The organism is Weissella sp. LMG 11983, from assembly GCF_025908495.1.
GTDB classification, from domain to species: domain Bacteria; phylum Bacillota; class Bacilli; order Lactobacillales; family Lactobacillaceae; genus Weissella; species Weissella fermenti.
Window position 1 is genome coordinate 1526472 of record NZ_JAOZFD010000001.1, and the last position, 25445, is coordinate 1551916.

At 45.5% G+C, this 25445-nt stretch carries 18 protein-coding genes, 3 tRNA genes and 3 rRNA genes; 23 read left to right on the top strand and 1 reads right to left on the bottom strand.

Annotation, left to right across the window (positions count from 1 at the left end; translation table 11 throughout):
- The first annotated feature begins 23 nt into the window (after positions 1-23).
- From OIT45_RS07665 to OIT45_RS07755, 19 genes are all read left to right on the top strand, one after another.
- A 16S ribosomal RNA gene (locus tag OIT45_RS07665) occupies positions 24-1600 on the top strand.
- Between the two features lie 88 nt (positions 1601-1688).
- Positions 1689-1762 (top strand) — tRNA-Ile (locus tag OIT45_RS07670).
- 5 nt (positions 1763-1767) lie between these two features.
- Positions 1768-1840 (top strand) — tRNA-Ala (locus OIT45_RS07675).
- A gap of 201 nt (positions 1841-2041) precedes the next feature.
- Positions 2042-4956: ribosomal RNA gene (locus tag OIT45_RS07680) — 23S ribosomal RNA — on the top strand.
- Positions 4957-5047: 91 nt separating this feature from the next.
- Positions 5048-5164 (top strand): 5S ribosomal RNA (gene rrf, locus OIT45_RS07685).
- The 16S, 23S and 5S rRNA genes sit together here with 2 tRNA genes alongside, the layout of an rRNA operon.
- Positions 5165-5311: 147 nt before the next feature.
- Positions 5312-6898, top strand: coding sequence for an N-acetylmuramoyl-L-alanine amidase family protein (locus OIT45_RS07690; protein WP_264339979.1), 1587 nt, complete (start codon positions 5312-5314; stop codon positions 6896-6898).
- Positions 6899-6921: 23 nt separating this feature from the next.
- Positions 6922-7170 (top strand): hypothetical protein, encoded by a 249-nt coding sequence (locus OIT45_RS07695; RefSeq protein WP_135520417.1) that lies wholly within the window; start codon positions 6922-6924, stop codon positions 7168-7170.
- Positions 7171-7402: 232 nt separating this feature from the next.
- Positions 7403-8275 (top strand): phosphate ABC transporter substrate-binding protein PstS family protein, encoded by an 873-nt coding sequence (locus tag OIT45_RS07700; RefSeq protein WP_264339980.1) that lies wholly within the window; start codon positions 7403-7405, stop codon positions 8273-8275.
- A 305-nt stretch (positions 8276-8580) separates the two neighbouring features.
- Entirely contained in the window at positions 8581-9657 is a 1077-nt protein-coding gene (locus tag OIT45_RS07705) for a helicase-related protein (RefSeq protein ID WP_264339981.1), read from the top strand.
- Positions 9647-10321, top strand: a complete 675-nt coding sequence (locus OIT45_RS07710; protein ID WP_199404976.1) for a ComF family protein — start codon at positions 9647-9649, stop codon at positions 10319-10321. The genes OIT45_RS07705 and OIT45_RS07710 overlap by 11 nt, the downstream gene beginning before the upstream one ends.
- A 158-nt stretch (positions 10322-10479) precedes the next feature.
- Entirely contained in the window at positions 10480-11046 is a 567-nt protein-coding gene (hpf, locus tag OIT45_RS07715) for a ribosome hibernation-promoting factor, HPF/YfiA family (RefSeq protein ID WP_003609015.1), read from the top strand.
- 563 nt (positions 11047-11609) lie between these two features.
- On the top strand, positions 11610-12602 hold the full coding sequence (locus OIT45_RS07720) for an IS30 family transposase (protein WP_264330354.1): 993 nt from the start codon (positions 11610-11612) through the stop codon (positions 12600-12602).
- A 30-nt stretch (positions 12603-12632) separates the two neighbouring features.
- Entirely contained in the window at positions 12633-13925 is a 1293-nt protein-coding gene (locus tag OIT45_RS07725) for an O-acetylhomoserine aminocarboxypropyltransferase/cysteine synthase family protein (protein ID WP_199404347.1), read from the top strand.
- A gap of 78 nt (positions 13926-14003) precedes the next feature.
- Positions 14004-14447 carry a hypothetical protein gene (locus tag OIT45_RS07730; protein WP_199404348.1) on the top strand — a complete coding sequence of 148 codons (444 nt, stop codon included), beginning with the start codon at positions 14004-14006 and terminating at the stop codon, positions 14445-14447.
- Positions 14447-16633 carry a Tex family protein gene (locus OIT45_RS07735; RefSeq protein ID WP_199404349.1) on the top strand — a complete coding sequence of 729 codons (2187 nt, stop codon included), beginning with the start codon at positions 14447-14449 and terminating at the stop codon, positions 16631-16633. The genes OIT45_RS07730 and OIT45_RS07735 overlap by 1 nt, the downstream gene beginning before the upstream one ends.
- Before the next feature lie 72 nt (positions 16634-16705).
- On the top strand, positions 16706-17053 hold the full coding sequence (locus OIT45_RS07740) for a hypothetical protein (protein WP_135388661.1): 348 nt from the start codon (positions 16706-16708) through the stop codon (positions 17051-17053).
- 64 nt (positions 17054-17117) lie between these two features.
- A tRNA-Leu gene (locus tag OIT45_RS07745) sits at positions 17118-17201 on the top strand.
- 349 nt (positions 17202-17550) lie between these two features.
- Entirely contained in the window at positions 17551-20724 is a 3174-nt protein-coding gene (locus tag OIT45_RS07750; protein ID WP_242458271.1) for an MMPL family transporter, read from the top strand.
- Between the two features lie 32 nt (positions 20725-20756).
- Positions 20757-21362, top strand: coding sequence for a GNAT family N-acetyltransferase (locus OIT45_RS07755; protein WP_199404351.1), 606 nt, complete (start codon positions 20757-20759; stop codon positions 21360-21362).
- 42 nt (positions 21363-21404) lie between these two features.
- Here the strand turns inward: OIT45_RS07755 and OIT45_RS07760 are convergent, their stop codons facing one another.
- Entirely contained in the window at positions 21405-21944 is a 540-nt protein-coding gene (locus OIT45_RS07760; RefSeq protein WP_199404352.1) for a TetR/AcrR family transcriptional regulator, read from the bottom strand.
- A 476-nt stretch (positions 21945-22420) separates the two neighbouring features.
- Here OIT45_RS07760 and OIT45_RS07765 point away from each other — a divergent pair, with 476 nt between their 5' ends.
- The 4 genes from OIT45_RS07765 (at position 22421) to OIT45_RS07780 (ending at position 25432) form a co-directional block, all read left to right on the top strand.
- Positions 22421-22969: an NADPH-dependent FMN reductase gene (locus OIT45_RS07765; protein WP_003608999.1), complete on the top strand. Its 549-nt coding sequence runs from the start codon at positions 22421-22423 to the stop codon at positions 22967-22969.
- A 145-nt stretch (positions 22970-23114) separates the two neighbouring features.
- Complete coding sequence (locus OIT45_RS07770; RefSeq protein WP_242458272.1) at positions 23115-23687, top strand: SHOCT domain-containing protein; 573 nt, start codon at positions 23115-23117, stop codon at positions 23685-23687.
- Positions 23688-23723: 36 nt separating this feature from the next.
- Positions 23724-24332 carry an SHOCT domain-containing protein gene (locus OIT45_RS07775; protein WP_199404353.1) on the top strand — a complete coding sequence of 203 codons (609 nt, stop codon included), beginning with the start codon at positions 23724-23726 and terminating at the stop codon, positions 24330-24332.
- Positions 24333-24592: 260 nt separating this feature from the next.
- Entirely contained in the window at positions 24593-25432 is an 840-nt protein-coding gene (locus OIT45_RS07780; protein ID WP_199404354.1) for an SHOCT domain-containing protein, read from the top strand.
- Positions 25433-25445 lie beyond the last annotated feature (13 nt).

The window sequence follows — 25445 nt, forward strand, 5'->3', positions numbered from 1 at the left end:
AAAATTGAGTTATACTCAAACTTCAAATTGAGAGTTTGATCCTGGCTCAGGATGAACGCTGGCGGCGTGCCTAATACATGCAAGTCGAACGCTTTGTGGTTCAACTGATTTGAAGAGCTTGCTCAGATATGACGATGGACATTGCAAAGAGTGGCGAACGGGTGAGTAACACGTGGGAAACCTACCTCTTAGCAGGGGATAACATTTGGAAACAGATGCTAATACCGTATAACAATGACAACCGCATGGTTGTTATTTAAAAGATGGTTCTGCTATCACTAAGAGATGGTCCCGCGGTGCATTAGCTAGTTGGTAAGGTAATGGCTTACCAAGGCGATGATGCATAGCCGAGTTGAGAGACTGATCGGCCACAATGGGACTGAGACACGGCCCATACTCCTACGGGAGGCAGCAGTAGGGAATCTTCCACAATGGGCGAAAGCCTGATGGAGCAACGCCGCGTGTGTGATGAAGGGTTTCGGCTCGTAAAACACTGTTGTAAGAGAAGAATGACATTGAGAGTAACTGTTCAATGTGTGACGGTATCTTACCAGAAAGGAACGGCTAAATACGTGCCAGCAGCCGCGGTAATACGTATGTTCCAAGCGTTATCCGGATTTATTGGGCGTAAAGCGAGCGCAGACGGTTATTTAAGTCTGAAGTGAAAGCCCTCAGCTCAACTGAGGAATTGCTTTGGAAACTGGATGACTTGAGTGCAGTAGAGGAAAGTGGAACTCCATGTGTAGCGGTGAAATGCGTAGATATATGGAAGAACACCAGTGGCGAAGGCGGCTTTCTGGACTGTAACTGACGTTGAGGCTCGAAAGTGTGGGTAGCAAACAGGATTAGATACCCTGGTAGTCCACACCGTAAACGATGAGTGCTAGGTGTTTGAGGGTTTCCGCCCTTAAGTGCCGCAGCTAACGCATTAAGCACTCCGCCTGGGGAGTACGACCGCAAGGTTGAAACTCAAAGGAATTGACGGGGACCCGCACAAGCGGTGGAGCATGTGGTTTAATTCGAAGCAACGCGAAGAACCTTACCAGGTCTTGACATCCCTTGACAACTCCAGAGATGGAGCGTTCCCTTCGGGGACAAGGTGACAGGTGGTGCATGGTTGTCGTCAGCTCGTGTCGTGAGATGTTGGGTTAAGTCCCGCAACGAGCGCAACCCTTATTACTAGTTGCCAGCATTTAGTTGGGCACTCTAGTGAGACTGCCGGTGACAAACCGGAGGAAGGTGGGGATGACGTCAAATCATCATGCCCCTTATGACCTGGGCTACACACGTGCTACAATGGCGTATACAACGAGTTGCCAACCCGCGAGGGTGAGCTAATCTCTTAAAGTACGTCTCAGTTCGGATTGTAGGCTGCAACTCGCCTACATGAAGTCGGAATCGCTAGTAATCGCGGATCAGCACGCCGCGGTGAATACGTTCCCGGGTCTTGTACACACCGCCCGTCACACCATGAGAGTTTGTAACACCCAAAGCCGGTGGGGTAACCTTCGGGAGCCAGCCGTCTAAGGTGGGACAGATGATTAGGGTGAAGTCGTAACAAGGTAGCCGTAGGAGAACCTGCGGCTGGATCACCTCCTTTCTAAGGAAAATCGGAAACCTACACATTCACGAAACGATATTCAGTTTTGAGTGACTTACACTCAAACATATACATACCATATATCCATGGGACTGTAGCTCAGCTGGTTAGAGCGCACCCCTGATAAGGGTGAGGTCGGAGGTTCGAGTCCTCTCAGTCCCATATATGGGGAATTAGCTCAGCTGGGAGAGCACCTGCTTTGCAAGCAGGGGGTCATCGGTTCGATCCCGATATTCTCCATTGCAACCTTCGGGTTGCAATATTAGTTCTTTGAAAACTGAATCATAATTGTAAATTTTTAAATTCATTTAATATTGTTAATCAATATAAATTGAGCCGAAAAAATACACCGCGTAATTTTTTGAGTTTTTTAAATTAGTTTAAAATCGCTTGTGGCCTTGAGCCACATACTCAAACTTATATCATCAACGTCAGTTGATAGGTTAAGTTATTAAGGGCGCATGGTGGATGCCTTGGCACTAGGAGCCGATGAAGGACGGGACTAACACCGATATGCTTCGGGGAGCTGTAAGTAAGCTTTGATCCGGAGATTTCCGAATGGGGGAACCCAACTTGTTATGCAAGTTATCACCTAATGAATATATAGTTAGGTTGAAGGTAGACGTTGTGAACTGAAACATCTCATTAGCAACAGGAATAGAAAGAAAAATCGATACCGTCAGTAGCGGCGAGCGAAATCGGTAGAGCCCAAACCAAAGTGCTTGCACTTTGGGGTTGTAGGACTGACATTGTGGAGTTACAAAGTTAACATTTAGCAGAATCAGCTGGGAAGCTGAGCGAGACAGGGTGATAGCCCCGTATGCGAAAAGTGTTGACCTCCCGTCAGGATCCTGAGTACGGCCGGACACGTGAAATCCGGTCGGAATCCGCGAGGACCATCTCGCAAGGCTAAATACTCCCTAGTGACCGATAGTGAACCAGTACCGTGAGGGAAAGGTGAAAAGCACCCCGGAAGGGGAGTGAAAAAGTTCCTGAAACCATGTGCCTACAAGAAGTTAGAGCCCGTTAATGGGTGATAGCGTGCCTTTTGTAGAATGAACCGGCGAGTTACGATACCATGCAAGGTTAAGGTGGAAAGACCGGAGCCGTAGCGAAAGCGAGTCTGAAATGGGCGAATTAGTATGTTGTTGTAGACCCGAAACCAGGTGACCTACCCATGTCCAGGGTGAAGGTGCGGTAAAACGCACTGGAGGCCCGAACCCGTGCATGTTGAAAAATGCTGGGATGAGGTGTGGGTAGCGGTGAAATTCCAATCGAACTTGGAGATAGCTGGTTCTCTCCGAAATAGCTTTAGGGCTAGCCTCGGAATGTAGCGTGTTGGAGGTAGAGCACTGTTTTGGTGCGGGGCCCATCTCGGGTTACCAAATTAAGATAAACTCCGAATGCCAATCACGTATGTCCGGGAGTCAGACAGTGAGTGATAAGATCCATTGTCGAAAGGGGAACAGCCCAGATCGTCAGTTAAGGTCCCTAAGTGTGTGTTAAGTGGAAAAGGATGTGGAGTTGCATAGACAACTAGGATGTTGGCTTAGAAGCAGCCACCATTTAAAGAGTGCGTAATAGCTCACTAGTCGAGTGATTCTGCGCCGAAAATGTACCGGGGCTAAACACACCACCGAAACTACGGGTGCCACGTAAGTGGCGCGATAGGAGAGCGTTCTAAGGGCGATGAAGTCAGACCGTGAGGACTGGTGGAGCGCTTAGAAGTGAGAATGCCGGTATGAGTAGCGAAAGACAGGTGAGAATCCTGTCCACCGTATGACTAAGGTTTCCTGGGGAAGGCTCGTCCTCCCAGGGTTAGTCGGGACCTAAGGCGAGGCCGAGAGGCGTAGTCGATGGATAACAGGTTGAGATTCCTGTACCAGGTGAACATGTTTGAACGATGGAGGGACGCAGAAGGCTAACGGATCCCAGCTGCTGGATATGCTGGGTTAAATAATAAGTCTTAGATCGAGTTAAATGCTTTATCTTTTAAGGACAAGTTATGATGAGGACCGAAATAAAGTAGGGAAGTCCGTGATGTCACGCTGCCGAGAAAAGCTTCTAGTTAGTGTTTACCTGCCCGTACCGCAAACCGACACAGGTAGTCGAGGAGAGCATCCTAAGGTGAGCGAGTGAACTCTCGTTAAGGAACTCGGCAAAATGACCCCGTAACTTCGGGAGAAGGGGTGCTCAGCGAAAGCTGAGCCGCAGTGAATAGGCCCAGGCGACTGTTTATCAAAAACACAGGTTTCTGCAAAATCGTAAGATGACGTATAGGGGCTGACGCCTGCCCGGTGCTGGAAGGTTAAAAGGAGTGCTTAGCTTTGGCGAAGGTACGAATTGAAGCCCCAGTAAACGGCGGCCGTAACTATAACGGTCCTAAGGTAGCGAAATTCCTTGTCGGGTAAGTTCCGACCCGCACGAAAGGCGTAACGATCTGGGCACTGTCTCAACGAGAGACTCGGTGAAATTTAAATACCCGTGAAGATGCGGGTTACCCGCGACAGGACGGAAAGACCCCATGGAGCTTTACTGTAGCTTGATATTGAGTGTTTGTGCAGCTTGTACAGCATAGGTAGGAGCCGTAGATACCGGGACGCTAGTTTCGGTGGAGGCGTCATTGGGATACTACCCTCGTTGTATGACCACTCTAACTCGCACCACTAAGCGTGGTGGAAGACAGTGTCTGGCAGGCAGTTTGACTGGGGCGGTCGCCTCCTAAAAGGTAACGGAGGCGCCCAAAGGTTCCCTCAGAATGGTTGGAAATCATTCGCAGAGTGTAAAGGCACAAGGGAGCTTGACTGTGAGACTTACCAGTCGAGCAGGTACGAAAGTAGGGCTTAGTGATCCGGTGGTTCCGCATGGAAGGGCCATCGCTCAACGGACAAAAGCTACCCTGGGGATAACAGGCTTATCTCCCCCAAGAGTCCACATCGACGGGGAGGTTTGGCACCTCGATGTCGGCTCATCGCATCCTGGGGCTGTAGTCGGTCCCAAGGGTTGGGCTGTTCGCCCATTAAAGCGGTACGCGAGCTGGGTTCAGAACGTCGTGAGACAGTTCGGTCCCTATCCGTCGCGGGCGTAGGAAATTTGAGAGGAGCTGCCCTTAGTACGAGAGGACCGGGGTGGACGTACCTCTGGTGTATCAGTTGTTCCGCCAGGAGCATCGCTGAGTAGCTATGTACGGATGAGATAAACGCTGAAAGCATCTAAGTGTGAAACTCGCCTCGAGATGAGATTTCCCATTCTTTATGAAGTAAGACCCCTCAGAGATGATGAGGTAGATAGGCTAGAAGTGGAAGTGCGGCGACGCATGGAGCGGACTAGTACTAATGGTTCGAGGACTTAACCAAGTTGAAAACGTGGTGTAAGGCTCAAACGAAGTTTGATTTACAGATTATGATTCAGTTTTGAGAGAGCTAAAATTTTCTCAATTAAATAGCGTGTCGTGATGATGGCATTGAGGTCACACCTGTTCCCATACCGAACACAGAAGTTAAGCTCAATAGCGCCGAAAGTAGTTGGAGGATCGCTTCCTGCGAGGATAGGACGTCGCGATGCAACATGAACCGTACCAGAGATGGTGCGGTTTTTTTATGCGCTTATAAACCTTTACAGCATTACGAATGTGTCCGAACCAAAGTCGGGTGAAGAAAAATTCATAATTTTTGTGCTATCCTTTGCAAAAAAGTACGGAGGCTCATGGGTATGAATCGAAAGATAATGACTGGGATTGGTGCGGCGGTTGTGGCCGTACTAGGTGTGAACGGTACCGTCTTAGCGGACGAACAGGAAAAGGAACAACAGGATCAACCACAACAAACGGTAACGGAAACTGCGCCGATTGATGACGCAGTTGTAGTTGTGTCAGACGAAGAAAGTAATGCTACCAGTGAGGCAGGCGTGGGCAACGATAGTGAAGTAGCGCAATCAGAAAGCGTTGCAGAATCATCCGCTGCATCAGTGAACACGGATGAGAATGTCATATCTGATTCAGTTGCAGACAGTTCCGTCGCAAGTTCAGAGGCGGATAGCGTTGCTAACAGTTCTGCAGCAATGCCATCTGCAGACTCACAGGCGTCGGTAAGTAATAGTTCTTCAGTAGCATCAACTGACAAGTCTAAGAGTGCTACTAGCTCAGCGTCATCTGATATTCAAAAGCCGTCAATATTGATTGGTAAGGCGCTGGTTTCAAGTGCAGCCACAAAACAGGAATCTGTTGCTAAAACACCAGCTAAAGAAGCAACAAGTCATGCATCAACGACAGAACCAGCCGAAAAGAATGGTTACGTTGATGGGGTATTCTATCGTCATAATCAGCGTGTGAATGGCTACGTGTATGATGGTAAACATTATGTCTTATTCAAGAATGGGATTAAACAAGTTGGTGTGCAACGTTACCAGAACGGACTGTATTACTTTAACCCTAAGACCGGCGAAATGGTGAAGAACAAGTATGTGACTCAGAATGGAGCCAGTTATCTATTTGGCAAAGACGGTAAGGCAACGACCGACGTGCAGCATTGGAATGGCACCTATTATTACTTTAACCACGATACGTACAAGAGAGTAAATAATGCCTATTTGCAGTCTCGATGGGGACTGTGGTACTTGTTCGGCGCGGATGGACGTATTCAGACGGACGTACAGCGTTGGGCTGGTAGTTACTATTACTTCGATCACAACACCTTCTTGCGACGGGATAACAACTATTTGCAGTCACGTTGGGGTGATTGGTATCTATTCGGTAACGATGGGCGTATCAAGACTGATGTGCAACAGTGGGCAGGGAGTTATTACTACTTTGACCACAACACGTACTTGCGCCAAGACAATAACTATCTCCAATCAAACTGGGGACTATGGTACATGTTCGGTGATAACGGCCGTATCGTAACGGGTGTTAAGGATTGGTGCGGGGACACTTATTACTTTGATAAGGGGACGTATTTAAAAGCCACTAATTCTTCTCGAAATGTTGATTACGGGATTGCGCACTTTAATGGTGGTGGAGCCATGGATGCGATTACTTTGAATCACCAATGGTTCTCGCAACTGAATGCTGGTATGCCACAAGGCTGTGAAGGAGCATCGCTTCAGATTGCGGCGTCTGTAAAGGGGCGTTATTACGACATTAATGCATTGTACCGACAGATGGGTTACGGATGGAACGTCGCCCCTTGGCAAGGGTTCTACGGTGATCCATATAGTGCTGGGGCTGCCAAGGTTGAAACCATATTTGCTACGGCGATGACGGACCGTTTAAAGCCGATGGTTAAGGGATTCAAGATTTAACCGGGGCTGGTATTGGGACTGTTATGAGTGAATTGCGCAATGGTCGCGCCGTGGTAACCTGGGGAAACTATAATTGGAATTTGGCAAATCAAAAGGCTTTCCACGTGATGACCATCGTTGGTTACCGTAATGGGCAATTCTTAATTTCTGATCCATATGCAACAAGTCCACGTGAGTATTGGTTAAATATGGGGCAATGGGAGTCAGTTAATGCCGGTACAAACGCTGTCGGTTGGGCAACTCCATCACGCATGAACCTCACAATTGTATAGCTTTTAGCAGGAACGCCACTTGAAAAAACAGGTGGCGTTCTGCTTTTGTAAAGCCACCATTTACAAAAACACAATGAAATCATGACACAACACTGACTAAACACATACAAAGGCTCACTATACTTAAAAGTGTCGTAAGGGGTAAGCGCCTCACTTCAATCTGCTACTACTAACTGTGGCTTACCGCTTGCGACCTAACTCGAATAATACATGACCAGAGAAGGAGTCAGTGATGAATAAGAAGCAGTTTGTTGTGGGAAGTACTGTTGTTCTCGTATTAGCCGGGGGATTGGTTGGGCATGATGCAAATGCCGCAAAAAAGAAGCAAGTGTTGGCTGTGGGGTCAACTGCTTTACAACCACTAGCGTCACAAGCCGCTGAGATGTATGGAGAGAAGCATCCCGGCGTGTCAGTTGTCGTACAAGGTGGTGGATCTGGTGCTGGCCTAAGCCAAGTTGGTAAGGGTGGTGTGACCATTGGAAATTCTGATATTTTCGCGAGTCAGAAGGATGGCGTCGATGCCAAAAAGTTAACCGATCACAAAGTAGCCGTTGTTGGTATCACGCCGGTTGTGAACAAGGATGTGCCAGTAAAGTCTTTGACCAAGGCTGAACTGCGAGACATCTTCACGGGTAAGATTACTAACTGGAAGGACGTTGGTGGCAAGGATGAAGATATCGTCCTAGTTAACCGTGCCCAAGGTTCTGGTACACGTTTCACGTTTGAACATGATGTTTTGGACGGCGAAAGTGCCAAGACGTCACAAGAGCAAGATGATAATGGCGCCGTTCAAAAGATTGTGTCAACGACACCAGGCGCTATTTCATATTTGGCTTTCTCATACACGACAGGACCGAATGCCAAGGGAATTAAGACGGTTGCCATTGATAATGTGAAGCCAACAGATAAAAACGTTGCGTCAAACAAGTGGCAAATCTGGGCCTATGAGCACATGTACACAACAAAGAAGACTGATAAGAACACAAAGTCTTACATCAAGTTTGTGCAATCAGCCATGAAATCAACTATCAAGAAGTTGGGATACATTCCGGTTTCTGATATGAAGGTTACTAAGAATGCTGACGGTGACGTCAAAAAGAATTAAAAATTAGATGAGCACGTTGAACAGAGAGTCAATGTGCTCTTTTTTTGGACAAAAACGGTCAAGCACCCTCTTTATTAGTAAGGGGGGATGTTATGGATATTGATCGAAGTTTGTTTTATGGACGACTAGTTCCGGGCACGGATACGACCATACTGCCAGAGCATGTGGTGGCGACATCGGCAATTGAACACAATACTTGTCAGCGGTGTGCAACGGCAATTCAGCCAGATTGGCATTTGGTAGATGGCACTAGTTATTGTTGGGCATGTGCTAACTTAGGACGCCTATCAGCTCGAGATGTTTTGGTGACGATAGCAGAGCCGCATGTATTTGAAATTGACCCAGAGCCATGTGTATGGACGGGGACGTTAACCCCGGCCCAACAACGAGTGGCCGATGAGCAAATTAAAGCTTTGGAGAATGGCAACTCTCATCTTACATATGCAGTGACTGGTGCAGGTAAAACAGAAATGTTATTTCCGATGTTGGCGCATGCGTTGCAAGCGGGGAAACGTGTCGCGATTGTGTCACCACGGGTAGATGTCATTGTCGAATTGGCACCTCGTATTCGGGCTGCATTCGTGACGGATTTCGTGACTCTTTATGGCGATTCGCCAGACGAATACCGCTACACCCAGTTGGTACTAGCTTCAACGCACCAATTGCTACGGTTTAAACAGGCCTTTGACGTCATTGTGATTGATGAAGTTGATGCGTTTCCATATGCAGAAAATGCGCAATTGATTGGCGCCTTACAAAAGGCCACCGCCGTACATGGCTCCCATTTCTATCTAACGGCGACACCTAGTTCGCGGTTATTGCGTGAGGTACGCCGAAATAAAATAGCGATTAGCTTATTGCCACGTCGGTTCCATGGCAATCCACTACCGAATTTTACGATTCGCCGGATTGGTGATTGGCGTAAAAAGGTGCCTGGGCGATTACAAACATTGCTGAAGATGTATCAGCAGAGCGGACAAAGATTTTTACTGTTCGTACCGTCGGTTGCTGATTTAGATGCTGTACTGACGATGGTTCGACATGTCGCATCTGAAATCGCCATTGCGGCTACACACGCGTCAGATTCAGAACGGCAAGTGAAGGTGCAGGCGATGCGTGACGAAAAACTACAAGCTTTGATTACGACGACTATCTTGGAACGTGGGGTAACCTTCCCAGGAATAGACGTGATTATTTTAGGAGCTGACGACGCAGTATTTAGTCAGGCAGCGCTTATTCAGATTGCTGGGCGGTGTGGTCGAAGTAGTAGCCGACCATCCGGTATTGTGACGGCATTCGTGCAAGAAAGAACGCAAACGCTATTAGCAGCGCGTAGTGAAATTAATTATTTGAATCAAATGGGGCAAACTTATGAAGTGTGAGTTTTGCGGAAAAGGTGTCACACAAACGTGGCAATTAACAGATTTTTGGCAATTCAAACCAAAAAGCCAGCAACCGATTTGTCAGGAATGTTGGGGAAAGTTCACACCAATTATTGGTCCAACCTGCCAAGAATGCGGGCGCGCCTCGCAACAAGATTTATGTGAGGATTGCCAGATTTGGTTAGGGGATGGCTACCCGCCACTTAATAATCAAGCGCTGTTTAAATACGATGATATGATGCATGATTATTTTCAGCAGTATAAGTTTCGCGGTGGATATCATTTACGGACCGTTTTCCAAAGTGCTTTGCAAAAAAGGTTGGCTGAAGTTTCAGCGGATATGATTGTGCCAATCCCAGTTAGTCCCGACACGTTAGCGATGCGCGGCTTCAATCAAGTTAATGGTCTATTAGAAATATGTGAAACAAATGATATTCTATGTTGTATATCCCATAACAAGAGTGTACAATCATTGAAAACACGTCAGGATCGTCTAAATACGGTACAGCCATTTATGTGCCAAATGGGTAATCTTGATTTAACTGGTCAGAGAATTTGCTTAGTTGATGATGTTTATACGACAGGGAGAACCCTGCGACATGCTGCAACGTGTTTATATGAATGTGGTGCGAAACAGATATGCACGATTACCTTAGCTAGGTGACGGAGCTATGAACAGTTTATGAAAACGCTTTCTCTCTTGTCATCTGAGTGTTACAATATAGTTACCGAAAGGACATCTCAAGAATACTTTGGGAGATGCGTGAAGCCATTATTAGGGGACTAGGCCCACGCAAAATCAGTCAGATAGGAGACAGAATTATGCTAGAATTTAAGGTACGTGGTGAAAACATTGAGGTCACAGACGCGATGACTGAGTACATCGAGAAGCGTTTGTCACGTTTGGAGCGTTACTTGAATGATGATGCTAAGTATGTAGCACACGTAAATGTTCGTTCTTACAAGGAAGGAACTTTCAAGACTGAAGTAACGATCCAATTGCCATACTTGTTGTTGCGTGCAGAAGATACGCAATCAGACATGTATCAAACGGTCGACTTCGTGTCAGAGAAGTTGGAGCGCCAAATCCGTAAGTACAAGACTAAGGTTAACCGCAAGTCTCGTGAAAAGGGATACAAGGGCATCGAGCAATTGGACTTTGCTGTTGAAGAGCAAGTTGAAGAAGCTGAAGCTGAAGAAGCAGCAGGTTTGGACATTGTCCGCACAAAGCATGTTGCTTTGAAGCCAATGGATGCTGAAGAAGCCGTTTTGCAAATGGAATTGTTGGGCCACGAGTTCTTCATCTTCCAAGATGCTGAGACGAATACACCAGCTGTTGTCTACAAGCGTCGCGATGGCAAGTATGCTTTGTTGGATACGGAAGCATAATTTTCGTTAGATTAAGGCGTTACGCATAAAACCTATAATAAAAACAAACACCGGTATGAGATGATAGGGCATCTCGAACCGGTGTTTTTTCATGTTGTTGACTTACTAAAAATTAGAGTATACAATCGGTATTGTTAAAAAATAATGAGAAACAATTTGAGCAGGAAAGTAGTTGGCGTTGGATAATGCACAGAAAACTGTCGGGTGATGTGAGACAGTGATTAACCAGCTGATGAAAATGGCCTGTGATTGGTATGCGTGAGTGACGAGTTCATGATCGCATAACGGGTTGGTCGCCGTTACAACGACACGCGTATCGTCAATGCATCATGTCGCACCCTGACCGTACGTTATGAAGATTGCGCCGGGTAACTGGCCAATGAAGATAGAATGGTAACACGACAAGCTCGTTTCTATTCCAGAATTTATCTGGAGTAGGAACGGGCTTTTTATTTTCTTGAATTTACAATTCAAGTGCAACACTAAGCTAAATAAAAACTGACTCATAATGAACCAGCGTAAAATGTAGTTTGTCTAGAACATACAGAACGCGAGGAAACATTATGAGTCATTATCATCAGCTTACCGCATTTGATCGCGGACGTATAGAAGTTTTACTCAGAGAAGGGTTGTCAATGCGTAGCATTGCAAAAGAAATTGGTAGAAGCGCTTCGACAATCTCTCGTGAGATTGCCCGCTGTGTTGGCTCAACTTATGAAGCTGAGGATGCCGATCAAAAGCACATGCTTGCTCGAACGAAGTCGCATAAACACCGAAAGTTAGATAACACTGAACTGCGAGAACTAGTTATATATGGAATCAATCAAAAACATTGGTCGCCTGAACAGATAGCTGGTCGACTAAAGATATCAAAAGGTCATACGATTATTAGCGCAAATACAATCTACCGAGCGATTTATAGAGATAACTTGGGCCAGCCGGTGAAAAGTCACAAAGCTCGGGGCATTGCTCGTGCGCTTCGGCATAGAGGAAAAACTCGACATACTAAAGGTCATGTCGAGCGTCGAGGTAAGATTAGAATTCCAAATACGATTGACGAGCGACCTGCAGAAGCAGGTTGTCGCTCTCGAATTGGAGATTGGGAACTGGACACTGTTATTGGCCGTAAAGTCGGTCAAGTATTGGTCACAATGGTTGATAGGAAGACCAGAATATTACTTTCAAAACGAGCGGCATCAAAGAAAACCGTCGATGTTATGAGAATCATAGGTTCAATGCTAGATTCCCTTCCAACTAGTCAGATACAGACTTTAACTCCAGACCGCGGAAATGAATTCAGTGCGCAAGATGAGATAACAAAGAAATTCGATGTCCAGTTTTACTTTCCTGATCCCCACGCTCCATGGCAACGTGGGACCAACGAAAATACAAATGGGCTAATCCGTGAGTACGTCCCTAAAGGGACTGCAATCGAAGATTATTCAGACGAATACATTGAACAAATGGTTGAGCAAATTAATAGCCGACCTCGAAAGCTTTTCGGCTGGAGATCGGCTAAAGAATATTATTTATCTCAAGTGTTCCGGTTGAATTGACAATTCACCTTAGAAATGAGGCATAATAACATGACAGAACCAGACTTGAATTTCGACACCCTTGCTTTACATGGTGGGTATACACCTGATGCAGAGGCACACGCGACGAGTGTGCCAATCTATCAAACAACATCATATGTTTATGACAGCGCGGATGATGCGGCGTCACAATTTGCCCTTGAAAAGCCGGGCCAACTTTATACGCGATTCACGAATCCGACAACAGCGGTCCTCGAAGATCGACTCGCCCTGTTGGAAGGTGGCGTGGGCGCAGTGGCAGTTTCATCGGGAATGGCGGCCATTAATTACGCATTGGAAAATTTAACGGTCGCTGGTGATCACATCGTGGCGGCCAATACGCTTTACGGTGGCACGCACAACTTGCTTGCAACGGCCTATCCACGTCGCGGAGTAACGACAACATTTGTCGACATCGATGACTGGGTGGCGGTCACGAATGCCATTCAAGCAAACACGAAGGCTCTGTACGTTGAATTGATTGGTAATCCAAATTCGAATATTGCTGACTTAACAGTGTTAGCTGACATAGCGCATGAGGCTGGCATCCCGTTGATTGTTGATAACACTTTCGCAACGGCGTACCTATCACGCGTTTTCGACTTCGGTGCTGACATCGTAGTTTACTCGGCAACTAAGTTCTTATCAGGCCACGGCGCAGCACTAGGTGGCGTGATTGTTGATAGCGGTCACTTTAATTGGACGCAAAATGATAAGTTCCCTGGTTTGACCACGCCAGACGAAAGTTACCACGGGCTAGTTTACACGGAAAAGTTTGGGGATGCGGCCTACATTAACCGCATTCGCTATAACTTGCTGCGTGACTCCGGCGCAACCTTGTCGCCATTCAATGCCTGGATCATTTTGTTAGGCCTTGAAACGCTGTCTCTACGTGTTCAACGTCACGTGGATAATGCCAAGCGCGTTGCTCAGTTCTTGTCACAGCACCCAGCAGTTGCATGGGTCAATTATGCCGGCTTGACTGACAACCGTTACTACGAGCGCGCCCAACAATATCTGCCAAAGGGACCTGGATCAATCTTCACATTCGGGGTTGTCGGGGGTGCTGAAGCTGGGAAAAAGGTGTTGGACAGTGTCAAAGTATTCACGCATTTTGCTTCGTCCGGTGAAGGAAAGTCATCCATCTTGCACCCTGCTTCAACCTCACATGCGCAACTTTCAGAGGAAGAGTTGATTGCTTCCGGTACCCGTCCGGAGACGCTACGTTTGTCTGTCGGCATTGAAGATATTAGTGATTTGTTGGCTGACTTGGATCAAGCTTTGCGTTTTGCAACTGGCGATTAAGCCACTCTGAAACCTGTTATAATAGAATCATTATTGTTAATTATCAGTGCCGTTAAAGGCAAGAAGGAGATTCTATTCATGGCTAAGACGAAGTTCGTTTCACCACAACAATACGCAGCAAACTTGGGGGCGGTTATCCAAGCAACTGAGGATGCTGGTAATAAGGTGGCACCTTTCTTTGAGAAGTTGGACGATGCTATCAAGGCTGACAAGGTAGCCGAGATGCCAAAGGCTGAATTCCAAGAAATTGCAATGGAATTTGACGAAGCGGTTGCCGTTTACAAGGACGCTTCAGCTAAGATCAACGCCATTGCTGCGCCGGTTCGTTTGATGGGCGTGCACCAATCAATGAAGAAGACGTTTGGTGAATATGCTGATGCCACTGAAATGATGGCTAAGTCATTGGACGTTGAAAACCAAACGATTAACATGGATGACTTTAAGCAATCAGAAACGGATCAAGATACGTTGATGGAGAAGTTCTTGGTGGAAGTTCGTCGCATCATGAACACGGTAATGTAATGACGACGGCGGTAGATGATGCCCTAAAGATTGATATCGTTGGGGAAGTAGCAAAGGAATTAGCCTTGCCACTTAAGAAAGTGACAGCCACGGCTGATTTGTTGGCTGATGGTAACACGGTGCCATTTATCGCGCGTTACCGTAAGGATGTCACGGGAAACTTGGATGAAGTCCAAATCCGTGACATCCAAGCAGCCACAAAGCGTTTGGAAGATTTGCAAGCACGCAAGGCGACGGTCGAGAAGGCCATCACTGAGCAAAAGGCGATGACGCCAAACTTGATGAAGGCTTTGGTGGCAGCCGATACGATGCAAGCGGTGGAGGATTTGTATCTCCCATACAAGCAAAAGCGTCGTACAAAGGCCACAATTGCCAAGGAAGCGGGCTTGATGCCAATGGCGCAGTTCGTGCAAAAGTTCCCAGCGGGAGGCTTACAAGCAGAAGCAGCGAAGTTTGTTGATGCTGACAAGGACTTGCCAGACGTGGCAGCCGTTATGGCGGGAGTACACGAAATCTTTGCCGAAGTTATCGGTGAAAACGCTGGTTTGCGTGACTGGGTTCGTAAGTACACCCGTGACCACGGTCGTTTGGTTTCTAAGCAAAAGCGTGGCGCTGGTGACAAGGACGAACAAGGCATTTTCCAACTTTACTACGACTTTAGTATGCCAATGAATAAGGTGGCGAACCACCAAATTTTGGCAATTAACCGTGGTGAAAATGAAGGCGTGTTGTCAGGCAGCATCGATGTTGACGTGGCCGCTATTGAGCGTTACTTAAAGTTCCGCTTGGTTGGGTCAAAGTCTGGCGAATCAGCCGACGTTTTGACAGCAGCTGCCAATGACGCTTACAAGCGTTTCATTGGACCAGCTATCGAACGCGAATTGCGCAAGGAATTGTTCGATCGCGCAGCTGGGGATGCCATCAAGGTCTTTGGAACAAACTTGTACCACTTGCTAATGGCAGCGCCTCTACGTGGCCGTGTGGTATTGGGGTACGATCCAGGTGTCCGCACAGGTTCTAAGTTAGCGGTTGTCGACGAGAATGGTAAGTTCTTGGAGAAGGCGCACATTTACCCATTGCGTGGTATGCAGTACGATCCTAAGGGTGCTAAGCAAACCATTATTAACTTGGTGAAGAAGTATGGGGTGTCATTGGTTGCCATCGGAAACGGAACAGCTTCTCGTGAATCACAAAGCTTTGTAGCTGACATCATCAAGTCAGATTTGCCTGACTTGCAATATGTCGTGGTTAACGAATCAGGTGCTTCAGTGTACTCAGCCAGTGATATGGCGCGTGCTGAATTCCCTGACTTGCAAGTTGAGCAACGTTCAGCCATTTCAATTGCCCGTCGTTTGCAAGATCCAATGGCTGAGTTGATTAAGATTGACCCACAAGCGGTTGGCGTTGGGCAATACCAACACGACTTGCCAACGAAGGAACTTGAAACGGAGTTGGATGCAGTATTGGAAACAGCTGTTAACCAAGTTGGTGTTAACTTGAATACGGCGTCACCACAATTGCTAACACACATTGCTGGTTTGACAAAGACGACGGCCGCAAACATCGTGGCTTATCGTGATGAGAACGGTCAATTTACGTCACGTGCGCAATTGAAGAAGGTACCAAAGCTTGGCCCTAAGGCATTTGAGCAAGCTGCGGGATTCTTGCGTTTGCCAGATGGAAAGAATGCGTTGGATAACACTGACATTCACCCAGAGTCATACAAAATTGCGGAGGCTTTGCTGGCTGAGGCAGGTGTCACGGCACTAGGTGAAGCCGCGCAAAAGCCATTGGCTCGTTTGAACAATCAAGCGACAGCTGATCGTTTTGGCATCGGTCTCGCAACGTTGCAAGACATCATTGCCTCATTGGGTAACACAGGTCGTGATTTGCGTGATGACGCGCCAGGTGCTGTGTTGCGTTCGGATGTGTTGTCATTGAAGGACTTGAAGCCGGGGATGCAATTGCAAGGAACAGTACGTAATGTGGTCGACTTCGGGGCATTCGTTGATTTGGGTGTGCACGAAGACGGTCTGGTTCACATTTCACGCATGGCTAAGAAGCGTCGCGTTACTAATCCACATGAGATTGTTGCCGTTGGTGACATCATCACGGTTTGGGTGGTTGACGTTGACGTAAAGCGTGAACGAATCGGTTTGACGATGATTGAACCAACAGAAAAGTAAACGAGGAGAGTGGATGAAAGTCCACTCTTTTTTGGTAACCAGGTATAATAGAAAGAAAAGGGGGAAAGTGCCATGGCATTTTTAGACGTAGTAAGTAAGGTCGTTAAGAAGACTGGCGATGTCGTGACTGTATTGGGCGAGCAAGCACAAAAGGGTGGCGACTATTTGGCTGATCCAGAAAACCAAGCCAAGATTAATGACAAGGTTGGTGAATTCAAGGACGCGGTTGTTAATGTGTTTAATGACATCACCAAGAAAGACAAGTCACAACAAACCGAAGCTGAAGCGGAACCTGGGGTGCGCAAGGATGTAACGCCAGCTGATGAGGATATTATTATTAATTATCCAGAAGACGAACCAGCTGAAGACGTTAAGGTAGAGGTCTTGCAACCCCGTCATAACAATGATGACGAGATATAGTCAGCTTGCATATAAGCGCTATATCTGATAATATAATCTGTGCTGATACTTTCGGTACAGACATGCGGTCGTGGCGGAATTGGCAGACGCGCAGGATTAAGGATCCTGTGGTAGAGATACCGTGCGGGTTCGACCCCCGCCGATCGCATAAATAGTTGAGAAAGCCTCGAGATACGTTGATGTATCTCGAGGCTTTTTTGTTTTTAATCTGCAAGCTGATAAATCTGTTTAAGTTAACAAAAAACCAATGAACAACCTGTCCAGCAGGGCAGTTGTATAAATTTGTTGCAAAAATTGATATAAGTCCATTTTTGGACGTTTATTGTATTTTTGTCCGATAACGGACATTTGATTAAAAATAGTGTTTTGATTGAAATCCATCATCTTACATAATAAAGCCAATGAATAGAGGCCTTTTTAGACCTGGAATGGTAGGCGATGATATGACATTTTTCAAGAATAGGAACAGTCTTTGGTTTGTTTTTTGGGCTGTAATTTTGACACTAGCAGTAGTTTTCTTTCCGGACGAGTCCAGTCTGAAATCTGACCAATCAGTGCCGGACTCTTATCAGAGTGTACAGGCAGACAAATTGGCCAATCAATTTAGTGTAAAAGATAAGGGTGCGAAAACGGTCATTGCCGTATACACAAATGGTAATCAACCGTTGACCGATGTTCAAAATCAAGCAATTGATCAAACTGTCAAAAAGCTACGAGATAATGCGACCGAATATAAAATTACTGGTGTGACGGATGCGGGAGATAGTTCCGAGGTGAAGTCACAGGTCGTTTCGAAGGATAAAACGACACGACTGGTACAGCTAACAGTGAAGTCAAACGATATTACGAAAATGAAAAAGGAACTGACGGCGGCAACTGCTACAAAACAAGTCAGGTCTTACATTACAGGTAGTGATATCTTGGACCAAGATTTCGGTGATGCTACCGGTAAGGGAATCGCCAAAACAGAATTAATCGCTGTTATTTTTATTTTTGTTGTGCTGATTTTTGTCTTTAAGTCACCAATCACACCGATTTTGTCATTAGCTACGGTTGGCGTGTCAGCGGTAGTTGGCATTAGTATCGTGTATAACATGGTTAAATATTGGGGATTGTCATACTCGGATTTAACGGAAGCGTTTATTATTATTGTCCTTTTTGGGATTGGAACCGATTATAATATTTTGTTATATAATGAGTTTCGCTCAGGCCTCGTGCGTGGACTGGACAAGTTTGCGGCATCAAAAGAGGCCATTCGAGTTGGTGGCCGCATCATTTTGTACGCCGGCGTATCGGTGTTGATTGGTATGGGAACGCTCTATTTTGCTGACTTTTACCTTTATAAGTCGGCATTTGGTATTGCTATCAGTGTGGCAGTCTTGTTGTTGGTGCTGTTAACATTAAACCCATTCTTTATGACGACGTTTGGACCGTTTATGTTCTGGCCAACCAAGTCGTTTAAAGTTGAAGGTGAAAGTCGCTTCTGGCAATTCCTTACCAAAACGGCTTTAGCGCGTCCAGTAATTGCACTCGGGACAATCATAATCATCTTGGTGCCGATTGCATTACAAAGTCACGGTGATCTAAATTACGATAGTGCGGTTGAGGTGAGTGACAAGACGCCATCGAAACAAGGATATAATTTGATTCAGTCTCATTTCTCGAAGGGGATGGCGGCATCGACAACGATTTACTTAAAGTCAAATACAACATTAGATAATCAAGATGATCTTCGGGTAATTGATCAAGTTACGCAAAACCTTAAGTCAATTAAGAGCGTAGAAAAAGTAATGTCCGTAACCCAACCAGTTGGTGAAAAAATCAAAGCGCTATACGTTAAGCAACAATTATCAGACGTGACTTCTGGACTTGGGTCGGCCACAAATGGCTTATCACAAATTAAGTCTGGTTTGCATTCAGCGAAGACGGAAATTGATGGTTCTGACATGAGTGGTACTGTGAAATCAGCCACAGAGTTGTCAGATGGGTCAAAGGAAGTGGCTGCTGGTGCAGCAACTTTGCAATCAGGTATTGGCCAGATTACAACGGGCATTAATCAATTGCAGAGTCAGTTGACAGCAGGGACGGCCGATAAGGAACAGATTGCACAGTTAGCAGCGGCTTTGCCTGAATTAAACCAGGCGATTAACCAATTAAATGAACAAGTTAATCTGACCAATAATCAACAGGACGCAGATGTGACTGATCACCTAACGAAGATTGGTTCAGCTGCAAACGAGATTGGCAATCAACTCGGTAGCGTTAACGAGGCGTTGCAAAACGTGAGTGAAGACGGCGACTTTGACGCGCAGTCACTGCTTGATGAAATGAAGCAAGCAGGCATTGAAATGACGGCCGAACAACAGGCTGCTGTTAAGCAATCGATTGATGACAAACTGGCAAAGCAGCAAGCTGAAATGGCTGCTGTGCAGAAACAAGTGACAGCATCTTTGACGGCTATTGGTGAACAGGCACAGCAAATTGGCGATGCGGATCAAGCATTGGCAAGTCAGCTAACATCATTAAATGAAACAACTAGCCAACTACAAACAGCGGTTGCCCAATTGACGCAAGCCTCAAATCAGCTGTTGCCAACGTCGGCGAGTGTGATTCAACAATTATCAGAGGGAATGGATCAACTTAAGTCTGGGACAACACAATTGACCACAGCGTTGAATGAAGTTGATTCGCAAACTGGACAATTGACGGCCGGGGCACAACAAGTTGCTAACGGCAACTCGCAATTTGCGGCTGGGTTTACCGGCCTTGCTGGTCAAATGAAGACATTGTCAGAGGGATTGGCTAGCGCTGATGGTGGCCTAGGTGAAGTTAGTGCCGGCACGAATGACGTGAACAAGTACGTGAAGGGACTCAAGCAAGCATCATCATCAGATGTTTTTTACGTACCAAATGATATGATTCATGGTGAGAACTTTAAGTCGTCATTGGACACATACCTATCGGATAATCGTAAGATGACGTCAATTACAGTGTACTTGAAGGGTGATCCAAGTACGGTACATGCGACAAAGCAAATTGATAATATCAAAGCTGTATTAACGGCCACTTTGGCTGGTACGGCTTTGAAAGATGCTACCTTCGCAATTGGTGGTACGACATCCTCAACCAAGGATTTGAATGATTTAGCGACGAAAGACTTTGTTAAAACAGCGGCCATCATGTTGATGGGAATCTTAATTGCGTTGTTGTTCGTCACACGCTCGTTCTGGCAGTCAATTGCTATTGAAGGGACGCTACTGTTGGCGTACTATGCCGCACTGAACATCGTACACTGGGTGACATCGTCTTTGTTAGGCCAAGATAGTTTGACTTGGAATACACCCTTCTTCTCATTCATCATGTTAATAGCATTGGGTGTTGATTACACCATTTTCTTGATGCTGAAGTACCGCGACGAATTAGCGGCTCATAAGGATGCCCGCGTAGGGATAAAGGCTAGTCTAATCAAGTCGGTTGCGATGATTGGGACGGTTGTTTTATCTGCCGCAGTTATTTTGGGTGGAACTTTTGCCGCGTTGATTCCGTCAGGTGTTCTAACGCTAATTCAAGTTGCCCTTGTTGTGATTGTTGGCTTGGTATTGCTAGTTATTTTAATTCCTTTGGTGTTGCCAGCGGTTATTAGTTTGACGCAAGCTGACACAGCGGAATAAGTGTTTTTAAAAATTGGAATGGGGGGATAATCATGGAAATTAAGCCATTGCAGCGAAAAGACTTTGGGAAGATTCAACGATTTGCGATTACGGGGATGCATTTATCACGGTACACATCAAATCGTTTCGAGTTATATTTTTACGCCAAATATTTTTGGTATTTAGAGTTGCTACGTGCCACGCGAATCTACGCAGCTTATGAAGGGGATGAGTTTGCTGGCGTACTTCTGTTAGATATTGATGGGGAACAGAAAGCGTATCGTAGTTGGTGGGCGCAAAAATTCGTTGCGTTGATGGAGTGGCTCATGCAACGCGGATATGCGGATACATCTGACCAGTACGGTAGTGCTAATGATGAAATGTTAGCAAACTATAAGCAAAGGCAACATGTTGATGGCGAGTTGAATTTCTTTTTGGTCAATACAGAGATTGTTGGCCGAGGAATCGGAACACAATTGCTAATTGCGGCAGAAAAAGATTTGGAGAACAAACACATCTATTTATTCACGGATGATGGTTCAACTTACCAATTCTATGACAAGCGTGGCTTTGAACGGGTAGGAGAAAAACAAATTTCGCTACCGGTTAACGGCGAAGATGTTGCCTTAACGGCGATGTTGTACGCAAAACAATACTGATAAAAACAAGGCTGGGACAAACGTATCTGTCCCAGCCTTGTTTTAGTATTCTTCAAAGATTGTCGTCAAGATTGAAATGATGACTTGCTTATCTGTTTGGGCACCATCCTGCAACCATTGATTAACCACCCCAATTGTGCCTGTTACGGAGTAGGTCACACCGTAGTAATCAGTCGGGTTATTACGATCAAGGTGTTCTAGTAACAAAATTTCTTCAATGAAGATAGGTATCATTCGACCGAATAAATCAGTGTTTTGTGATTGCGTTAAAACAACAAATGCGTGTTTGTGATCATCTATGTAACTAACTAAGTTGCTTACCAACAGAGAAAAACTGTCTTCGGACAAATCGGGATAATCTGCAGTTATTTGATTTACCAAGCCGACTAGTAACTCATTGACGGTTTGGTCGTATAAATCGAATACGTCATCAAAATGGACGTAAAAGGTGCTTCTAGAGACATTAGCAATGTCCACAATTGATTTGATTGTAATTTTGTTTAGTGGTGTTGTTGGTAACAGTGAAAGCAGGGCGTCTGACAGGGCGACTTGTGTTTTTTTTATTCGACGATCGATGGTCATATATAAACCTCTTTTCATAAAATAGACACATGTACACTATTAGACGATTGTATCATGCGTGGACGGAACGTTCCTTAACATAACAATAATTGAGAAAGATTTTTTCGACAGGGAAGTAAATATCAGGCGACGACAAGAGTTAGATGTAGCCAAAGGATTCGTGGTTTTGTGGGGCGGAGTAATAAATTTAAGCTGGTCTTATCTAACCGAATGACAGAAACGAACAATTTCGAGATGTCTGTAAGCATATTGCTATTACTTTGTTTTGTCATCAAAGAAAAGTGAAAGTTTTTGCGGTTTTCTCAAAAAGTTAGATAATTGTGCCACCAAGTCAGAACACGCCTACATTTGCGGGTCAAAATGGACCGTAAATGGGACGTTCCTTTTCATTTGACACCTTGCTTTTTCGTGCTACGCAATATAGACTTATAAATTGTAAGTGAAATGTAGTACAAATCAGTTAGGAGATTTTAATCATGACAAAGTACGGTGTAATTGTAGGATCAACTCGTAAGAACTCATACTCACTTGGTGTAGCGGAGGCCCTTGTTGCTGGTTTGCCAGCTGATGCAGAAGTTTCATACTTCGACATCGCAACGTTGCCTTTGTACAACCAAGACCTTGATGCTAACTCTCCTAAGGAATACGAAGACTTCCGTGCGTGGGTTTCTGCACAAGATGCCTTTATCATGGTAACGCCTGAACACAACCGTTCAGTGCCAGCTGCATTGAAGAACGCTTTGGACATTGCTTCACGTCCATGGGGACAAAACGTATGGGCTGGAAAGCCAGTTTTGCCTGCCTCACAATCAATCGCCGGTCTTGGTGGTGTTGTTGCACACCACGTGTTACGTAACTCTTTGGACTTCTTGGACATGGCAATCATGCACCAACCAGAGCTTTACATTGGTAACACGGCCGAATTGGCAAACGAAGGTGGAAAGATTACTAACGAAGGAACGAAGTCATTCCTTGCTGGTGTAGCTGACCAATACAACACGTTTGTTTTGAAGCACTTGGGATAATTGATAACTATGAAAAAGACGACTAGCTTAACGGCTGGCCGTCTTTTTTGTGCCTTAAGGCGTATTATTTGAAGTTAGCGCTTTCATTTCGTATTCTTTAGGTAAGGTTAACGATAACTTAAATAAATATTAAGGAGATAATGTCATGGATACATCTAAAGTTTTTAAGCTACAAGGAAAGCTGAATGCACAAGATGTGGCTGAAGGACTTGAAAAGTTTTTCGACCTAGAAAAGGGCATGCATTCCGAAGTGCTTCCTATCGATGATGGCTTTATTATCCAAGCCAAAGAACGTGAAGCTAATTCATGGAAGAAGTTCATGGGCGTTTCAAAAGCCACTAAGGTGAAGATTGAAGTCATTACGGATGAAATTATTACGGTAGAGATTGGAAGCGGTGACTGGACTGATAAGGGAGTGGCGGCAGCGGCCGGTGCCATCGTCTTCGCCCCATTGCTGGTCACTGCCGGTGTGGGGGCGTATCAGCAAAAGAATCTGGCAGCAGAAATCTTCGAATTCATCGATGAATACGTGAAGTCAGACGGGCAACGAGGCTTGCGAAGTGTTAGTCAACCAACTGTAGTCGTGCAACATGCAGCAGCGGCCCCAGTTGAGAAGTCACCGGTAGAAAAGGTTAAGGAACTGAAGGAATTGCTGGATATGGAAATTATCACGCAAGAAGAATTTGATAAAAAGAAGAAAGAAATTTTGGGGTTGTAGTTTTAAATCGATGTTATCAAATAGGGGGAATTAATTATGTTAGGAATGACGAAACAACGATTTGCAATTGTAGTGGTTGCTGTTGTGGGAATGCTCACAACGTTTTTGCCATGGTTCAAAATTAGCGGTCTTGCATCGCTCGCCAAGGAATCTGTTAAGGGAACGGCTGGAGATAGGTGGATTACCTTGATTGTTTTCTTGGCGGCAGGTGTAGTAGCAGTGGCAGTCGGTGGTCGTGATAAGCCACTACAAGGATTTTTCCGTTATGCGGCTGTTGTAGCCGGAGCTATTAATCTGATTATTGGATTCTATGAATTGACGAATGGTGGAGCCGACGCAGGAATTTACGGTAGTGCAGATCCAACCTGGGGACTTTGGATTTTGATGCTTGCCTCTCTTGCGTTGATTGTCGTGCCGTTTGTCGTTAAAGAAGATGGGCAACCTGTCCAACCTAGAGTCGTTGTTCAACAAACAACTCAAGCAGCGCCCCAAGCAACAAATGTTCAAGCTGGGTCAGCATCGGCTGCGTCAGCGACAGCCGAAAAGACTGACGTAGAGAAGATTAAGGAACTCAAAGAGCTTTTGGATATGGGTGTTTTGACACAAGAAGAATTCGACAAGAAGAAAGATGAAATTCTAGGTTAATAACATGCTTTGGATTTTAGTCGCATTAATAATAGCTACGATATGCCTACCAAAAATGGTAGCGCTTAAGATGTGGTTGTGGGTGATACTAATTTTTATAGGCATGATTCTATTGGCAGTTGCATTATCAATGACGAAAATAATCATTTTGTTTATTGTCATATGGATTGTCATTGTGTTGTTAAGAGGTCGTCGTTAACAGTGTGGTCAGTTATTGTACTGGCCATTTTTTGTCGAGAAATTATTACGGAAGGATAGTTATGCTAGAAGAAATTAAAGCGCTAAAAGATTTGTTAGACGCTGGAGCTATTACACAAGAAGAATTTGATAAACTGAAGCAGGATGCTATTAATGGCGAAATGAGCGATATCGACAATTATAAGCAGGCCGCTGGAAAGTCGACAGACAATCAAGTTTCTGTGGTTGCTGGCGAACAAAAGCCACAAAATCCACAAAAGCCAATCGCTGCACCTACTTCCAAGCGACCTATCGGGATAATTGTGACACTTGCTGTATTAATTGTTGGATTTATTATTGGTGGAATGGTCACGCGGGAAACGAAGGCAGATTTGTCACTCAAAGTGGGGAACGCAGTTCGAAATAATGCGCCGGATGAATTGTTAAAGCAGTTTGACGAAACGTCCCAGAATGCGGTTTGGGCATTGCCTGGTACACAACAATTGATAAATGACTGGAGTGTTGTTCAGAACCCGGATAGTATCGTTGATACCTTGGCTCGAGGGGAGGACGTCATTGACTATGATGATGATCAAGTGCCGGTTCGTATCGAGGTTCGACACAAAAAAGTGTGGTTGTTTTTCGATAAGTATTATCTAAGCACAACGCCCGTGAAGGTTAATTTTGCTAGTTCTTATGATCACGACACATTTAGATTGAATGCTGATAGTGTTGATACGACCTCAACGGATGTTAAATCGGCGATGGATGAGAAGGTATCTACATCTGATATTAAATCTAACGGCATATTCCCAGGATTCTGGATGTTCGATACTTATGATAAAGACGGTACACAGGTAGGTGATGATTCATGGATTAGGGGAACTGGTCGATTAAATAACGATCCGGTCACGTTCGACTAAGTATATTGTCATG

Excerpts from the sequence above, each read along its gene's own strand:
- OIT45_RS07690 (WP_264339979.1), top strand. The coding sequence starts at position 5,312 with ATGAATCGAAAGATAATGACTGGGATTGGTGCGGCGGTTGTGGCCGTA.
- OIT45_RS07695 (WP_135520417.1), top strand. The coding sequence starts at position 6,922 with ATGAGTGAATTGCGCAATGGTCGCGCCGTGGTAACCTGGGGAAACTAT.
- OIT45_RS07700 (WP_264339980.1), top strand. The coding sequence starts at position 7,403 with ATGAATAAGAAGCAGTTTGTTGTGGGAAGTACTGTTGTTCTCGTATTA.
- OIT45_RS07710 (WP_199404976.1), top strand. The coding sequence starts at position 9,647 with ATGAAGTGTGAGTTTTGCGGAAAAGGTGTCACACAAACGTGGCAATTA.
- hpf (WP_003609015.1), top strand. The coding sequence starts at position 10,480 with ATGCTAGAATTTAAGGTACGTGGTGAAAACATTGAGGTCACAGACGCG.
- OIT45_RS07720 (WP_264330354.1), top strand. The coding sequence starts at position 11,610 with ATGAGTCATTATCATCAGCTTACCGCATTTGATCGCGGACGTATAGAA.
- OIT45_RS07725 (WP_199404347.1), top strand. The coding sequence starts at position 12,633 with ATGACAGAACCAGACTTGAATTTCGACACCCTTGCTTTACATGGTGGG.
- OIT45_RS07730 (WP_199404348.1), top strand. The coding sequence starts at position 14,004 with ATGGCTAAGACGAAGTTCGTTTCACCACAACAATACGCAGCAAACTTG.
- OIT45_RS07735 (WP_199404349.1), top strand. The coding sequence starts at position 14,447 with ATGACGACGGCGGTAGATGATGCCCTAAAGATTGATATCGTTGGGGAA.
- OIT45_RS07740 (WP_135388661.1), top strand. The coding sequence starts at position 16,706 with ATGGCATTTTTAGACGTAGTAAGTAAGGTCGTTAAGAAGACTGGCGAT.
- OIT45_RS07755 (WP_199404351.1), top strand. The coding sequence starts at position 20,757 with ATGGAAATTAAGCCATTGCAGCGAAAAGACTTTGGGAAGATTCAACGA.
- OIT45_RS07760 (WP_199404352.1), bottom strand. The coding sequence starts at position 21,944 with ATGACCATCGATCGTCGAATAAAAAAAACACAAGTCGCCCTGTCAGAC.
- OIT45_RS07765 (WP_003608999.1), top strand. The coding sequence starts at position 22,421 with ATGACAAAGTACGGTGTAATTGTAGGATCAACTCGTAAGAACTCATAC.
- OIT45_RS07770 (WP_242458272.1), top strand. The coding sequence starts at position 23,115 with ATGGATACATCTAAAGTTTTTAAGCTACAAGGAAAGCTGAATGCACAA.
- OIT45_RS07775 (WP_199404353.1), top strand. The coding sequence starts at position 23,724 with ATGTTAGGAATGACGAAACAACGATTTGCAATTGTAGTGGTTGCTGTT.
- OIT45_RS07780 (WP_199404354.1), top strand. The coding sequence starts at position 24,593 with ATGCTAGAAGAAATTAAAGCGCTAAAAGATTTGTTAGACGCTGGAGCT.